Annotated in this window: 14 protein-coding genes; 10 read left to right on the top strand and 4 right to left on the bottom strand. The window is 71.8% G+C overall.

Annotated features, from left to right (window positions below; translation table 11 throughout):
- The first annotated feature begins 29 nt into the window (after positions 1–29).
- Positions 30–1,427: a metallopeptidase TldD-related protein gene (locus OHA99_RS29070; protein ID WP_153180517.1), complete on the top strand. Its 1,398-nt coding sequence runs from the start codon at positions 30–32 to the stop codon at positions 1,425–1,427.
- Positions 1,428–1,472: 45 nt separating this feature from the next.
- Entirely contained in the window at positions 1,473–2,741 is a 1,269-nt protein-coding gene (gene tyrS, locus OHA99_RS29065; RefSeq protein WP_108989706.1) for a tyrosine--tRNA ligase, read from the top strand.
- Between the two features lie 88 nt (positions 2,742–2,829).
- Here tyrS and OHA99_RS29060 read toward each other — a convergent pair whose 3' ends face one another.
- On the bottom strand, positions 2,830–3,111 hold the full coding sequence (locus OHA99_RS29060; RefSeq protein ID WP_153180516.1) for a GlsB/YeaQ/YmgE family stress response membrane protein: 282 nt from the start codon (positions 3,109–3,111) through the stop codon (positions 2,830–2,832).
- A 262-nt stretch (positions 3,112–3,373) separates the two neighbouring features.
- Between OHA99_RS29060 and OHA99_RS29055 the strand changes: the two genes are divergently transcribed.
- Both OHA99_RS29055 and OHA99_RS29050 read left to right on the top strand, forming a co-directional pair.
- The gene (locus OHA99_RS29055; RefSeq protein WP_366474001.1) at positions 3,374–3,772 is read left to right on the top strand and encodes a DUF3099 domain-containing protein; all 399 of its coding nucleotides are present in this window, start codon (positions 3,374–3,376) and stop codon (positions 3,770–3,772) included.
- A 210-nt stretch (positions 3,773–3,982) separates the two neighbouring features.
- Entirely contained in the window at positions 3,983–4,243 is a 261-nt protein-coding gene (locus tag OHA99_RS29050; RefSeq protein ID WP_366474002.1) for a hypothetical protein, read from the top strand.
- On the opposite strand, the gene moaA is transcribed toward OHA99_RS29050, so the two are convergent.
- The 3 genes from moaA to OHA99_RS29035 form a co-directional block, all read right to left on the bottom strand.
- Positions 4,240–5,229 (bottom strand): GTP 3',8-cyclase MoaA, encoded by a 990-nt coding sequence (gene moaA, locus OHA99_RS29045; RefSeq protein WP_228126233.1) that lies wholly within the window; start codon positions 5,227–5,229, stop codon positions 4,240–4,242. The two genes, OHA99_RS29050 and moaA, sit on opposite strands and share 4 nt — an antisense overlap.
- A gap of 169 nt (positions 5,230–5,398) precedes the next feature.
- Positions 5,399–7,033 carry a cation acetate symporter gene (locus OHA99_RS29040; protein WP_007448097.1) on the bottom strand — a complete coding sequence of 545 codons (1,635 nt, stop codon included), beginning with the start codon at positions 7,031–7,033 and terminating at the stop codon, positions 5,399–5,401.
- Entirely contained in the window at positions 7,030–7,404 is a 375-nt protein-coding gene (locus OHA99_RS29035) for a DUF485 domain-containing protein (RefSeq protein ID WP_007448099.1), read from the bottom strand. Before OHA99_RS29035 ends, OHA99_RS29040 begins: the two co-directional genes overlap by 4 nt.
- 346 nt (positions 7,405–7,750) lie before the next feature.
- On the opposite strand from OHA99_RS29035, the gene OHA99_RS29030 reads away from it, so the two are divergent.
- The 6 genes from OHA99_RS29030 to OHA99_RS29005 all read left to right on the top strand — a co-directional run bounded on the left by OHA99_RS29030 (position 7,751) and on the right by OHA99_RS29005 (position 14,766).
- Positions 7,751–9,289, top strand: a complete 1,539-nt coding sequence (locus OHA99_RS29030) for a S8 family serine peptidase (RefSeq protein ID WP_153180512.1) — start codon at positions 7,751–7,753, stop codon at positions 9,287–9,289.
- 148 nt (positions 9,290–9,437) lie between these two features.
- A complete protein-coding gene (locus tag OHA99_RS29025) occupies positions 9,438–10,445 on the top strand; it encodes a CopD family protein (RefSeq protein ID WP_153180511.1) in 1,008 nt (335 codons plus the stop codon).
- A gap of 138 nt (positions 10,446–10,583) precedes the next feature.
- Positions 10,584–11,576: a DEDDh family exonuclease gene (locus OHA99_RS29020; RefSeq protein ID WP_153180510.1), complete on the top strand. Its 993-nt coding sequence runs from the start codon at positions 10,584–10,586 to the stop codon at positions 11,574–11,576.
- A 98-nt stretch (positions 11,577–11,674) separates the two neighbouring features.
- On the top strand, positions 11,675–11,908 hold the full coding sequence (locus OHA99_RS29015; RefSeq protein ID WP_003976994.1) for a hypothetical protein: 234 nt from the start codon (positions 11,675–11,677) through the stop codon (positions 11,906–11,908).
- Between the two features lie 205 nt (positions 11,909–12,113).
- Entirely contained in the window at positions 12,114–12,905 is a 792-nt protein-coding gene (locus OHA99_RS29010) for an SURF1 family protein (RefSeq protein ID WP_164385259.1), read from the top strand.
- Positions 12,906–12,978: 73 nt separating this feature from the next.
- Positions 12,979–14,766, top strand: coding sequence for a glycoside hydrolase family 15 protein (locus OHA99_RS29005; protein ID WP_153180509.1), 1,788 nt, complete (start codon positions 12,979–12,981; stop codon positions 14,764–14,766).

Below are 14,766 nucleotides of genomic sequence, written 5' to 3'. Positions count from 1 at the left end.
AGCCTGAACACCACCCAGGAGGCGGGTCGATGAGCGCCGGGACCAACAAGCCGCACGAGATCGTCGAGCGGGCGCTGGAGCTGTCCCGGGCGGACGGGTGCGTCGTCATCGCCGACGAGCGGTCCACCGCCAACCTGCGCTGGGCGGGCAACGCGCTCACCACCAACGGCGTCACGCGCGGGCGCACGCTGACGGTCGTCGCCACCGTCGACGGGCAGCAGGGCACGGCGTCCGGGGTCGTGTCGCGCTCGGCCGTGACCGTGGACGAGCTGGAGCCCCTGGTGCGCGCCGCAGAGGCGGCCGCGCGGGGGGCCGGTCCGGCCGAGGACGCGCAGCCGCTGGTCCCGGGCGGGCCGGGGTCGCCGGACTTCGCCGACGCGCCCGCCGAGACCTCGTCGGCCGTCTTCGCCGACTTCGCGCCGGCGCTCGGGGAGGCGTTCGCACGCGCGCGTGCGGGCGGCCGGGAGCTGTACGGCTTCGCGAACCACGAGATGACGTCGACCTACGTCGGCACGTCGACGGGGCTCAGGCTGCGGCACGACCAGCCGAACGGGACGCTGGAGCTGAACGCCAAGTCGCCGGACCGGAGCCGGTCGGCATGGGCGGGGCAGGCCACGCGGGACTTCAAGGACGTCGACCCGGCGGCCCTCGACGCCGAGCTGGCCGTGCGGCTCGGCTGGGCCGGGCGCCGGGTGGAGCTGCCCGCCGGGCGGTACGAGACGCTGCTGCCGCCCACCGCGGTCGCGGACCTGCTGATCTACCAGTACTGGTCGGCCTCCGGGCGGGACGCGGTCGAGGGGCGCACGGTGTTCTCCGAGCCGGGTGGCGGCACCCGGCTCGGCGAGCGGATCGGCGCGCTGCCGCTGACCCTGCGCAGTGATCCGCACGAGCCCGGCCTGGAGAGCGCGCCGTTCGTGGTCGCGCACTCCTCGGGCGGGGACCAGTCGGTGTTCGACAACGGGCTGCCGGTGACGGCGACCGACTGGATCCGCGCGGGTGAGCTGCACCGGCTGACGACCACCCGGCACAGCGCGGGGCTGACCGGGCTGCCGGTGGCGCCCGCGGTCGGCAACCTGATCCTGGACGGCGGCGACCCCGACCGCTCCCTGGCGGACATGGTCGCGGGCACCGAGCGCGGGCTGCTGCTGACCTGCCTCTGGTACATCCGCGAGGTCGACCCGGCGACGCTGCTGCTGACCGGCCTGACCCGGGACGGTGTCTATCTCGTCGAGCACGGCGAGGTCGTCGGCGAGGTGAACAACTTCCGGTTCAACGAGTCGCCGGTGGATCTGCTGGGGCGGGCCTCGGAGGCGGGGCGGACCGAGAAGACGCTGCCCAGGGAGTGGGGCGACTGGTTCACCAGGGCGGCGATGCCTGCGCTGCGGGTCCCCGATTTCAATATGAGTTCTGTCAGCCAGGGCGTATAACCTCGTACCTGATTTCGCGAGACCACTCAAGGAGACACGAGAACCGTGACGGACATCGTCGACGAGCTGAAGTGGCGCGGGCTGTTCGCCCAGTCCACCGACGAGGACGCTTTGCGCAAGGCGCTCGCGGACGGTCCCGTCACGTTCTATTGCGGTTTCGACCCGACCGCGCCGTCCCTGCACGTCGGGCACCTGGTGCAGGTGCTCACCGTGCGCCGGCTCCAGCAGGCCGGTCACCGGCCGCTGGCGCTGGTCGGCGGCGCCACGGGGCAGATCGGCGACCCGCGTCCGACCGCGGAGCGCACGCTGAACTCGCCGGAGACCGTGGCGGGCTGGGTCCAGCGGCTGCGCGGCCAGATCGAGCCGTTCCTGTCCTTCGAGGGCGAGAACGCCGCGGTGATGGTCAACAACCTGGACTGGACCGAGGGCCTGTCGGCGATCGAGTTCCTGCGGGACATCGGCAAGCACTTCCGGGTCAACAAGATGCTGACCAAGGACTCCGTGGCCCGGCGTCTGGAGTCCTCCGAGGGCATCAGCTACACGGAGTTCAGTTACCAGCTGCTCCAGGCGATGGACTTCCTCCAGCTCTACCGGAGGTACGGCTGCACGATGCAGCAGGGCGGCAGCGACCAGTGGGGCAACCTGACGGCCGGCCTCGACCTGCTGCACCGGCTGGAGCCGGACGCGTCGGTGCACGCCTACGCGACGCCGCTGATGACCAAGGCGGACGGCACCAAGTTCGGCAAGACCGAGGGCGGCGCCGTCTGGCTCGACCCGGAGATGACGACGCCGTACGCGTTCTACCAGTTCTGGCTGAACGTGGACGACCGGGACATCTCGACGTACATGCGCATCCTGTCCTTCCGTTCCCGTGAGGAGCTGGAGGAGCTGGAGCGGCAGACCGGGGAGCGTCCGCAGGCGCGTGCCGCGCAGCGGGCGCTGGCCGAGGAGCTGACGACGCTGGTGCACGGCGCCGGTCAGACGGCCGCGGTGATCGCCGCGTCGAAGGCCCTCTTCGGCCAGGGCGACCTGGCGGAGCTGGACGAGCGGACGCTGGCCGCGGCCCTCTCCGAGCTGCCGCACGTCCGGGTCGCCGAGCCGGCCCCGGTCGTCGACCTGCTCGCCGAGGTCGGCCTGGTGGCCAGCAAGTCCGCCGCGCGCCGCACGGTGAAGGAGGGCGGCGCCTACGTGAACAACGCCAAGGTCACCGGCGAGGACGCCGTCCCCGCCAAGGAGGACCTGCTGCACGGGCGCTGGCTGGTGCTGCGCCGCGGCAAGAAGAACCTGGCCGCGGTGGAGATCACCGGCGCCTGAGCCGGCGCGCACGCGCGAGGGGCGGCCTCCGGGACCATGCGGTCGCCGGGGTCCGCCCCTTCGCCGTACCCGGACGGTCCTGGGCTAGTCAGGCCCGTTCGCGCCGCTTGTTGCCGCGTACCGCCGTGTAGGCCGCGTCGCCGAGGCCGACGACGATGATCGCCGCCACCAGCTGGAAGAGGTGTCGCCACCAGTCGATACCGGAGGTCGCCTCGACGCCGGCCGCGCGGGCGATCGCGTTGCCGACGATCGCGCCGATCATGCCGCAGATGGTGGTCAGCCACAGCGGCATGTGCTGCTTGCCGGGAATGATCGCCTTGGCGATCAAGCCGAGCACGAATCCCACGATGATCGCCCACAACCAGCCCATGGCTGCCTCCTCGTCCGGCCCTACGCGAGCATTGCCACCAGTGTTCGGCCCTACCGCGTACGGCGCATGCCGCGTACGGCCGAACGGGTTACCGGTTCCTACGCCGTGCGGCGCACACGGTGCGGCCGAGGCGTGGTGCCCCGGTCTCGTGAGCGGCGCAGGCGCGGCGTAACGTGGTGAGTTGTCCGGGACCGGTGTCCCCGAGCGGCCGCGGACGAGAGCGGGGCGGGGAGAGTCCGATGCGGGCGGATGGTGGAACCAGATGCGGAATCAGAGCGCCGGCGGCAGTGCCGAGGTGTTCCGGATCACCGGGGCCCGTACGGGCCTCCAGGAGGATGTGCGCGGGCGGCAGCGCCGGTACGTCATCTCGATGTCGATCCGCACGGTGTCGGTGATCCTCGCCGTCTGCCTGTGGAACGTGGAACGGCACGTCGCGATCGCGGCGCTGATCCTCGGGGCGGCGCTGCCGTACATCGCGGTCGTGATCGCCAACGCCGGGCGTGAGAACGCGCCATCCTTGCCGTCGACGTTCGTGACGGCGCCGACCCCTCCGATGATCACACCGCCGCGGGCCGGGAACGGCGTGGCGGAATCCGTCCCGGAGGGCGCCGCGGCCGATCCGGGGCCGGGCCCGACCGGTGAGTCACGCGGTCGGCCGTGACCGCGGCACCCCCTTCGGGGCAGCGTCGATTCCGCGCCAGGCCGAAGAACTGCTCAGATGAATTCGTGTTGTTCCGGGCCCGGCGAAGGGTGGGCCGTGACATACTTCGTACGCGCTCCGCATCCCCCGTCGGAGCGACGGACCGACGCCGGGCAGCTCCCCCCGTGGCTGCTCGGCGTCGCCTTGTGTGGGGACCTGTGAGAAGAAACAGTGAGTGACGAGACCACCCCGATCTGCTCCGCCAAGGGCTGCCGCACCGCCGCCGTGTGGGTGCTGGCCTGGAACAACCCGAAGCTGCACACCCCGGAGCGCCGCAAGACGTGGATCGCGTGCGACGAGCACCGCGAGTCCCTGTCCCAGTTCCTCGGCGTCAGGGGCTTCCTGAAGGACGTGGTCCCGCTCGCCGAGTGGGAAGCCACGGAGTCCACAGAGGGCTCGGGCGAGGCCGGGGGGACCGGCGGGCGGGCCTAACCCCCGATCGCCGACATCGGGCGGTCGGGCTGGACGAAGGTCGGGTCGTCGAGGCCCGCGCCCGCCTTCTTGCCCCACATGGCCAGGCGCCAGATGCGGGCGATCTCCTCGTCGGGGGCGTCGGAGCGCAGGGCCGCGCGCAGGTCGGTCTCCTCGGTGGCGAACAGACAGGTGCGCACCTGGCCGTCGGCGGTCAGGCGGGTGCGGTCGCAGGCCGAGCAGAACGGGCGGGTGACGGAGGCGATGACCCCGACGCGGTGCGGGCCGCCGTCCACGAGCCAGCGTTCGGCGGGGGCCGAGCCGCGCTCCCCGGCGCCCTCCGCGGTCAGCTCGAAGCGGGTGCGCAGCGAGGTGAGGATGTCACCGGCGGTGATCATGCCCTCGCGCTTCCAGCCGTGCTGGGCGTCCAGGGGCATCTGCTCGATGAAGCGCAGCTCGTAGTCGTGCTCGACGGCCCAGGCGAGCAGGTCGGGTGCCTCGTCGTCGTTGAGCCCCGGCATCAGGACGCTGTTGACCTTGACGGGGGTGAGTCCGGCCTCGCGGGCGGCTTCCAGGCCCTCCAGGACGTCCTGGTGGCGATTGCGCCGGGTGAGGGTCTTGAAGACGTCCGGGCGCAGCGTGTCCAGGGAGACGTTGACCCGGTCCAGTCCCGCGGCCTTCAGGGCGCTCGCCGTGCGCTTGAGGCCGATGCCGTTGGTGGTCAGTGACATCCGGGGGCGTGCTGCGAGGGCGGCGACCCGCTCGACGATGCCGACCAGGCCGGGGCGCAGCAGGGGCTCCCCGCCGGTGAAGCGGACCTCCTCGATACCGAGGGAGGTGACCGCGATGTCGATGAGGCGGACGATCTCGTCGTCCGTGAGCAGGTCGGGCTTGGCGAGCCACTGGAGGCCCTCTTCGGGCATGCAGTAGGTGCAGCGCAGGTTGCAGCGGTCAGTGAGCGAGACCCTCAGGTCGGTGGCCACTCGGCCGTAGGTGTCGATGAGCACGTGGGCCCCCTCCCTCGACGCGGATCGGCGGAGCACTTCTTCTCCTCCGACACCGTCGAGCCTACGTGACCGGTCCGACATCGACAGCCGCCCGAACCCACGACGTGCGGCGCGGCCGCGTCGTAGGGATCTACGAGCGGCCGCGCCGGCAAGGGTCGGACCGGGGGTGTCAGTGTGCTCCGGTGCCGGTCAGGGACCTGACCTCCAGCTCCGCGTACTTCGCCTCGTCGGGCTTCTCCTTCGACAGGACCGTGCCGAGCCAGCCCATCAGGAAACCGAACGGGATCGAGATGAGTCCCGGGTTCTGCAGCGGGAACCAGGCGAAGTCGACGTCCGGGAACATCGCCTTCGGGTCGCCGGAGACGACGGGCGAGAACAGCACCAGGCCGACGGCGACGATCAGACCGCCGTAGATCGACCACAGGGCGCCCTGGGTGGTGAACCGCTTCCAGAACAGGCTGTAGAGGATCGTCGGCAGGTTGGCCGAGGCGGCGACGGCGAAGGCCAGGGCGACCAGGCCGGCCACGTTCAGGTCGCGGGCGAGGGCGCCGAGGGCGATGGAGACGATGCCGATGAAGACGGTCGCCCAGCGGGCCGCCCGCATCTCCTCCTTCTCGGTGGCCTGCCCCTTGCGGATGACGTTCGCGTAGATGTCGTGCGCGAAGGACGACGACGAGGCGAGGGTGAGGCCCGCGACGACGGCGAGGATGGTCGCGAAGGCCACCGCCGAGATCGTGGCGAGCAGGATCGCGCCCCACGCCGAGTCGACGCCGCCCACATGGAGCGCGAGCAGCGGCGCGGCCGTGTTGCCCGACGGGTTGGAGGCGATGATCTCGTCCTTGCCGATGAGCGCGGCGGCGCCGAAGCCGAGGGCGATGGTCATCAGGTAGAAGGCGCCGATGATGCCGATCGCCCAGTTCACGGACTTACGGGCGGCCTTGGCGTTGGGCACCGTGTAGAAGCGGATCAGGATGTGCGGCAGACCGGCGGTGCCGAGCACCAGGGCGATGCCGAGCGAGATGAAGTCCAGCTTGGACGTGCCGGTCGCGCCGTACTTCAGTCCGGGCTCCAGGAAGGAACTGCCCGCACCGCTGTTCTCGGCGGCCTTGCCGAGCAGGTCGGAGATGTTGAAGTCGAACTTCAGCAGCACCAGGAAGGTGATCAGGATGGTGCCGCCGATCAGCAGCACGGCCTTGACCATCTGGACCCAGGTGGTGCCCTTCATGCCTCCGATGGTGACGTACACGATCATCAGGACGCCGACGAGGGCGACGATGAGGATCTTGCCGGCGTCGGAGGTGATGCCGAGCAGCAGCGAGACGAGGATGCCCGCGCCCGCCATCTGGGCCAGCAGGTAGAAGATCGACACGACGATCGTGGAGGTGCCGGCGGCGGTGCGCACGGGCCGCTGGCGCATGCGGTACGCGAGGACGTCGCCCATGGTGTAGCGGCCGGAGTTCCTCAGTGGCTCGGCGACCAGGAGCAGAGCGACCAGCCAGGCGACCAGGAAGCCGATGGAGTACAGGAAGCCGTCGTAGCCGAAGAGGGCGATCGCGCCGGCGATGCCGAGGAAGGACGCGGCCGACATGTAGTCGCCGGAGACGGCGAGGCCGTTCTGGAAGGCACTGAACGACCGGCCGCCGGCGTAGAAGTCGGCGGCGTCCTTGGTCTGCCGGCCCGCCCAGACGGTGATGAACAGCGTCGCGGCGACGAAGACCGCGAAGAGCGTGATGATCAGCGGCCGGTGCTCGCTCGCCTCGTTGGCGGCCAGTTCGGCGGCGAATACGGACTGTGCGGGGCTCATGCGCCGCCCTCCATCCGGGACTTGATGGCCTCGGCCTTGGGGTCGAGCTTCGCGGCGGCGTGCCGCGAGTACCACCAGGCGATGAGGAACGTGGTGACGAACTGGGCGATGCCGAAGACGAACGCGACGTTGATGTTGCCGAAGAGCTTGGTGCCCATGAAGCCGCCGGCGTAGTTCGACAGCAGCACGTAGAGCAGGTACCAGGCGACGAAGGCGACGGTCAGCGGAAACGCGAAGGAGCGGAAGGAGCGGCGCAGTTCGGCGAACTCGGCGCTCTGCTGCACTTCGGAGAACTCCTCGGCGGAGGGGAGTCGGTGTTCCTCTCGCGAGGGGGGCTCCTCTTTCGAGGGGGGCGGTGCGTCGGTGGCCACGGAGTCTCCTCGTACGACGGACATGACGGCTTGGACCTCGGTGTTCTCGCAGGGGGGCCGGTCGGGCTCGGGCTCCCTGCCCAACGACACGGAGCCCCGGGGGGACCGGTTCAACACCCGTGGCACTTTCCGAAGTCACCCTCTGCGGGTCATTGCTGGCCGGCGACTTCGGGGATAGCTTCACCCTGCACCACTACGTCATGTACCTGCCCGGTCCGTTACCCGTGTCCCGGGCAGGTGCCGTCTGCCGATGATGTGGAGACCCCATGGATCATCTGCGTTTCCCGGGTGGCCCGCGCTCGGCACGAGTTTCCCGAGCTTTCCCGACGGACTGGAGACACCACGCATGACCGCACCTCACCCGCGTCACCGCCGTGCCCTCGCGATCCCGGCCGGCCTGGCCGTGGCCGCGTCGCTGGCGCTCCTGCCGGGCACCACGGCCACCGCGGCTCCGGCCGCCGAGGCCGCCCCCGCGACGGCGACCGACGGGACCTCGCTCAGCTACGTCGTCAACGTCTCCCCCGGGCACCGCCCTTCGGCCACCGTGCGCCGCGCGATAGCCAAGGCGGGCGGCACGATCGTGACGTCGTACGACCGGATCGGCGTGATCGTCGTCCACTCCGCCAACCCGGACTTCGCCAAGACCGTCCGCAAGGTGCGCGGTGTGCAGTCGGCCGGAGCCACCCGCACCGCACCGCTGCCCTCGGCCGCCACGACCGACACGGGCGCGCCGCAGGTGCTCAGCGGCAAGGAACTGGCCGCCGCCGAGGCCACCTCCGCGAAGGCCGAGGGCCAGGACCCGCTGGAGTCGCTCCAGTGGGACCTGCCCGCCATCAAGGCGGACAAGGCGCACGAGAAGTCGCTGGGCAGCAAGCGGGTGACCGTCGCCGTGCTCGACACCGGCGTCGACGACACGCACCCGGACATCGCCCCGAACTTCGACCGCGAGGCGTCCGTCAACTGCGTCGCGGGCAAGCCGGACACCACCGACGGCGCCTGGCGGCCGAGCGCGTCCGAGAGCCCGCACGGCACCCACGTGGCCGGGGAGATAGCCGCCGCCAAGAACGGCATCGGCATGACCGGCGTGGCGCCCGGGGTGAAGGTGTCCGGCATCAAGGTCGGCAACCCCGACGGCTTCTTCTACACCGAGGCCGTGGTCTGCGGCTTCATGTGGGCGGCCGAGCACGGCGTCGACGTGACCAACAACAGCTACTACACCGACCCGTGGTACTTCAACTGCAAGGACGACCCGGACCAGAAGGCGCTCGTCGAGGCCGTCTCACGGGCCACGCGGTACGCGGAGAAGAAGGGCGCGGTGAACGTCGCCGCGGCCGGCAACGAGAACTACGACCTCACCTCCGACGAGATCACCGACCCGTCCTCGCCGAACGACACCACACCCGGTGACCGGACGGTCGACCCGTCGAAGTGCCTGGACATCCCGACCCAGCTGCCGGGGGTCGTGACGGTCGCGGCGACCGGAGCGAAGGGCCTCAAGTCGTCCTTCTCCAACTACGGTCGTGGCGTCATCGACATCGCCGCGCCCGGCGGCGACTCGACGGCCTACCAGACGCCCGAGCCGCCCGCCACCAGCGGACTGATCCTGGGCACGCTGCCCGGCGGCAAGTGGGGCTACATGGCCGGTACGTCGATGGCCTCGCCGCACGTCGCGGGCGTCGCCGCGCTCATCAAGTCGACGCACCCGTACGCCTCCCCCGCGATGGTCAAGGCCCTGCTGTACGCCGAGGCCGACGCCACGGCGTGCACCAAGCCGTACGACATCGACGGCGACGGCAAGGTCGACGCGGTGTGCGAGGGCCCGAAGAACCGCAACGGCTTCTACGGCTGGGGCATGGCCGACGCGCTGGACGCCGTGACCTGGTAACCGGTGCCCAGCTGAGCGGCACGCGCGCGTGAGCGGCACCTGTGTGCAGGACCCGCGAAGACCCTCACGCGCGCGTACAGCGGGCCGGGCGGCCGCCCGGCCCGCTGCGCGACTTGCCCGGATCTGAGGACTTGGTGAAGATCCTGGGGTGACCTCGATACGACCCCCTTCCCGGACCACCGGCACCGGACGCCACGCGCGGCCCTCCGGAACCGGCCGGACCGTGGCCGTACTCGTACTGGTGGCACTGGGCGCGCTGATACCCGTGCTCGGCCCGTCCCCCGCGCTGCACGGCACCGGGGAGGCCGAGGCGCCCGGCACCGGCGGCATCGCCCTGCTGCGCACGGTGCTCTTCGCCGCGCTGAGCGTGCCGCTCGGCGAACTCTTCGTGAACCGGCTGGCCCGGCGGCTGCCCGGCGCTCCCCCGGACCGGCCGCGCGGCTGGGCCCCGTACGCGGCCGCCACCGGTTTCGTCGCCGCCCTCGCACTGGCCTCGGTGGTGGCCACCGGCAACCTGGTGCCGGACTCCGCCGCCGACATCGACGTCGGCGGCCTCTACGCGACCCGCGACGGCAAGCTCGCGCTCCTGGAGGTCAACGGGTTCCTCGCGGCCTGGCTGTGCGCGACCTCGCGCCGGCCCGGGCTCCAGGTCTGGCCGCTGGCCGCGGTGATCGTCGCGGACGCGCTGCGCGCCCACCCCACGACCGAGTACAGCCCGCTGCTCGGCTCCGGTCTGACCCTCGTCCATCTGACCTGCGCCTCGCTGTGGGTGGGCGGTCTGCTGTACGCGCTGCGGGTACTGCGGTGTTGGCGGGACGCGGAGGCGGGGCCCGCCCTGCTGGGGCTCTACGCGCGCGTGGCGGCCGTTCTGCTGGCCGCCCTCACGGCGACCGGGGTGGGAAGTTCGCTGCGCCGGATGCCGGCGGGGACGATCCTGGACCAGCTCACGGACACCGCGTACGGGCGTGTCCTGCTCGCCAAGGTGCTGCTGGTGGCCGCCGTCGCCGTCCTGGCGCTGTGGGCGAGGGTCCGGCTGGGCCGCGCGGCCGATCCGCTGGCCGCCTGCTCCCCCGCGCGCGCGGAGGTCGTCGCGCTGGGCGTGGTGGTCGCGGTCTCGGGGCTCCTGACGGCGCTTCCGGTGCCGATCCGCTGGTGACCCCGGGCGCCGTGCGACACGCCGGGCCGGCGGCGGGTGCGCGAGGGGCACCGCAACGCTCCCCGGCCGTCCGGAACTTGACGGAAGGGGGCACCTGCGGGACCGGAGTGTCGGTCCCGGCCCGTATCCTCATTGACCATGCTCGAAGACCGCACGACCGCAGCGCCGTCCGCCACGGCGTGGCCGACCGCGTATCCGCAGGGGTACGCGGTCGTCGACGTGGAGACCACCGGCCTGGCCCGCGACGACCGCATCATCTCGGCGGCCGTCTACCGGCTGGACGCCCGCGGCGAGGTCGAGGACCACTGGTACACCCTGGTCAATCCGCAGCGCGACCCCGGGCCGGTGTGGATACACGGTCTGACGAACGACGTGCTCCGGGACGCACCCCTCTTCCCGGACGTCGCCGAGGAGTTCGCGGCCCGGCTGGACGGGCGGGTCCTCGTCGCGCACAACGCCGTCTTCGACTGGCAGATGATCGCCCGCGAGTACGCGCGTGCCGAGCGCGAGGCGCCGGTGCGGCAACGGCTGTGCACCATCGCCCTGTCCAAGGCGCTGGACCTGCCGCTGCCCAACCACAAGCTGGAGTCGCTGGCCGCGCACTTCGGCGTCGTGCAGCAGCGGGCGCACCACGCGCTGGACGACGCGCGGGTGCTGGCGGAGGCGTTCCGGCCGAGCCTGGTGGCCGCGGCGGCGGGGGGCGTACGGCTGCCGCTGCACGAGTGCCGGCCGCTGACCGAGTGGTCGGACCGGCCCGCCCCCCGGATCGGGCAGCAGGCGGGCTACGGGAGCTACCGGCCGACCAGTTGGCGCCCCTCCCGCAAAAGGCCCGCATGCCCCCATCCCAACCCGGGCCGGTACGAAGTGGGCAAAAAGCTCAAGCAGGGCATGCGGGTCGCCTTCTCGGGTGACACCTCCGTCGAGCGGGACCTGCTGGAGGACCGTGCCGTCGAGGCGGGGCTGCACGTCGCGACCAGCCTGTCCCGGCTGACCAGCCTGCTGGTCACCAACGACCCGGACTCGGGCACCTCCAAGGTGGTCAAGGCCCGGCAGTTCGGCACGCCGGTGGTGGACGAGGCCGCCTTCGGGCAGCTGCTCGCGGACGTCGAACCCGCGGACGCCGCGTCCTGAGACGCGCGGCCGGGCGGAGCCGTACGGACGGGTGATTCCGGGCGACTCGCCCGGCGCCCGCCCACCCGTCTCCGCGGCGACGGCCCACCCTGTGGCGCATGGCGACATGCGAAGTCTGCGGCAACAACTACGGAATGACCTTCGAGGTCCACGCCCAGGGAGCGGTGCACGTCTTCGACTGCTTCTCCTGCGCGATCCACCGGATGGCCCCGATCTGCGAGCACTGCCGGGTGCAGATCATCGGCCAGGGCGTCGAGGTCGACGGCCACTGGTTCTGCGGCGCCCACTGCGCCCGCGCGGAGGGGAGGGCGGGGATCGTCGACAAGGTCTGAGTGCTGCGCGTGACCGCCAGGCGAAGCCATCGTTGAACCCACGCCGCGGCACTGACGTCGGACGTGCTCCCCGCCGAAGCGGGGATGGTCCGCGGTAGACCCCATGCCCGTACAAGCGGGGCATGTGCTCCCCGCAGACGCGGGGCCGCGGCCCTCGTGGGTACCTCCCCGCGAGGGCCGCTCCCGGCCAAGGTACCGTCGATGCGTGTACCGCTTCCTGTTGTCCCGCCAGTGGGTGATCCTCACGCTGGTCGCCGTGCTGCTCATCCCCACGATGATCCAGCTGGGCTTCTGGCAGATGCACCGCTACGAGGAGCGCACCGCCCGGAACGACCTGGTCGCGCGCGCGCTCGAGGCGTCGCCGGTGCCCGTGGAGTCGCTGACCGCGCCCGGCGAGAAGATCACCACGCGTGAGCGGTACCGGACCGTCACCGCGAAGGGCCGCTTCGACACGGACCGCGAGGTCGTCGTCCGGCGCCGCACCGACGGCGACGACAACATCGGCTACCACGTGCTGACCCCGTTCGTGCTGGACGACGGCAAGGTCATGCTGGTCAACCGGGGCTGGATCCCCGCCGACGGGCCGAGCCAGACGGAGTTCCCCGAGATCCCCGCGCCGCCCCGGGGGGAGATCACCGTCACCGGACGGCTGATGCCCGACGAGACGACCGAGGCGAGCGGCATCAAGGATCTCGAGGGTCTGCCGGACCGGCAGATCATGCTCATCAGCAGCGAGCAGCAGGCCGAGCGCCTGGACGCCCGGGTACTCGGCGGGTACGTCGTCCTGAAGACACCGGAGCCGACGGGCAAGACCCCGGAGCCGATCGGTAGGCCCGGCAACGAGAACGCGGCGCTAAACTTCGCCTACGCGATCCAGTGGTGGCTGTTCGCCGCGGCCGTACCGGTCGGCTGGTGGTTCCTGGTCCGCCGCGAGAGGCGCGAGCGCGAGTCCGCCGAGGAGACGGAGCCGGCGCAGGCGGAACCCGCGGCGGTGTAGCCCTCGGGGGAGCCTCCGAGTCCGCACGGGCGGATCCGATTGCTCCGTGCTCCTGTCGGGAAGACGAAACCCCGTGCACCCCCACATCGAGGACTACGCGCTCATCGGCGACCAGCAGACCGCGGCCCTGGTCGGCACGGACGGTTCCGTGGACTGGCTCTGCCTGCCCCGCTTCGACTCGGCCGCCTGCTTCGCCCGGCTGCTCGGCGACGACGACAACGGCCACTGGCGCATCGCCCCCAAGGGCGCGGACCGTTGCACGCGGCGCGCCTACCGGCCCGACACCCTCGTCCTGGACACCGAGTGGGAGACCGCGGACGGCTCGGTCCGCGTCACCGACCTGATGCCCCAGCGCGACCGCGCCCCCGACCTCGTCCGCATCGTGGAGGGCCTGAGCGGCGAGGTCACCGTGCACAGCGTGCTCCGGCTGCGCTTCGACCACGGCTCGATCGTGCCGTGGGTGCGCAGGGCCGACGGGCACCGGGTGGCCGTCGCCGGGCCGGACTCGGCGTGGCTGCGCAGCGAGCCGGACGTGCACACCTGGGGCCAGGACCTAGGGACGCACGCGGAGTTCACCGTCGCCGCGGGCGAGAAGGTCGCGTTCGTACTGACCTGGCACCCCTCGCACGAGCCCAGGCCTCCGCTGGTCGACCCGTACATGTCGCTGGAGCACAGCGTCGAGGACTGGCGCGAGTGGGCGGCGCGGTGCCGCTACGAGGGCCCGCACCGGGACGCCGTGGTCCGCTCCCTGATCACGCTGAAGGCACTCACGTACAAACCCACCGGCGGCATCGTCGCCGCCCCCACCACCTCGCTGCCCGAGGAGCCGGGCGGGGTGCGCAACTGGGACTACCGCTTCTGCTGGCTGCGCGACTCCACGCTCACCCTGGGCGCCCTGCTGTCGGCCGGGTATCTGGAGGAGGCCGAGGCCTGGCGCGACTGGCTGCTGCGCGCGGTCGCGGGCAACCCGGCGGACCTCCAGATCATGTACGGCGTCGCGGGCGAGCGGCGGCTGCCCGAGTTCGAGCTGCCGTGGCTGTCCGGCTTCGCCGGGTCCACGCCGGTCCGCATCGGCAACGACGCGGTGAACCAGCTCCAGCTGGACGTGTACGGGGAGGTCATGGACTCCCTGTCGCTGGCCCGGCTGGCCGGGATGCGTCCGCGGCCGCAGATGTGGGAGCTCCAGTGCGCCCTGATGGACTACCTGGCCACGGTGTGGCGGGAGCCCGACGAGGGGCTGTGGGAGGTGCGGGGCGGGCGCCGGCAGTTCGTGCACTCGAAGGTGATGACGTGGGTGGCCCTGGACCGGGCGGTGCGCACCCTGGAGGCGCACCCCGAACTGGGCGGCGGGGACCTCGACGCGTGGCGCGCGCTGCGCGACGAGGTGCACCGCGAGGTGTGCGAGAAGGGCTACGACCCGGAGCGCAACACCTTCACCCAGTACTACGGCTCGCGGGAACTGGACGCCTCGCTGCTGCTCGTCCCGCGCGTCGGCTTCCTGCCGCCGGACGACCCGCGCGTCGTCGGCACGGTCGACGCGATCGGCGCGGAGCTGACCCGGGACGGTCTGGTGCGCCGCTACAGCACCGAGGGCCGCCGGGTCGACGGGCTGCCTGGCGGCGAGGGGACGTTCCTGGTGTGCTCGTTCTGGTACGCGGACGCGCTGCACGCCACCGGCCGGACCAAGGAGGCCCGGGAGCTGTTCGAGCGGCTGGTGGGGCTCGCCAACGACGTGGGGCTGCTGGCCGAGGAGTACGACCCGGTGGCCGGGCACCAGCTCGGCAACTTCCCGCAGGCCTTCAGCCACGTCGGCCTGGTGAACACGGCCCTCGCCCTGTTCGGGGAGGAGAAGGCAGGATAG

Origin of the sequence: Streptomyces coelicoflavus (genome assembly GCF_045041415.1) — a bacterium.
GTDB classification, from domain to species: Bacteria; Actinomycetota; Actinomycetes; order Streptomycetales; family Streptomycetaceae; genus Streptomyces; species Streptomyces coelicoflavus.
This window is presented reverse-complemented; position numbering and strand designations above follow the sequence as displayed.

Excerpts from the sequence above, each read along its gene's own strand:
- OHA99_RS29070 (WP_153180517.1), top strand. The coding sequence starts at position 30 with ATGAGCGCCGGGACCAACAAGCCGCACGAGATCGTCGAGCGGGCGCTG.
- OHA99_RS29060 (WP_153180516.1), bottom strand. The coding sequence starts at position 3,111 with ATGGGCTGGTTGTGGGCGATCATCGTGGGATTCGTGCTCGGCTTGATC.
- OHA99_RS29055 (WP_366474001.1), top strand. The coding sequence starts at position 3,374 with ATGCGGAATCAGAGCGCCGGCGGCAGTGCCGAGGTGTTCCGGATCACC.
- OHA99_RS29040 (WP_007448097.1), bottom strand. The coding sequence starts at position 7,033 with ATGAGCCCCGCACAGTCCGTATTCGCCGCCGAACTGGCCGCCAACGAG.
- OHA99_RS29030 (WP_153180512.1), top strand. The coding sequence starts at position 7,751 with ATGACCGCACCTCACCCGCGTCACCGCCGTGCCCTCGCGATCCCGGCC.
- OHA99_RS29020 (WP_153180510.1), top strand. The coding sequence starts at position 10,584 with ATGCTCGAAGACCGCACGACCGCAGCGCCGTCCGCCACGGCGTGGCCG.
- OHA99_RS29015 (WP_003976994.1), top strand. The coding sequence starts at position 11,675 with ATGGCGACATGCGAAGTCTGCGGCAACAACTACGGAATGACCTTCGAG.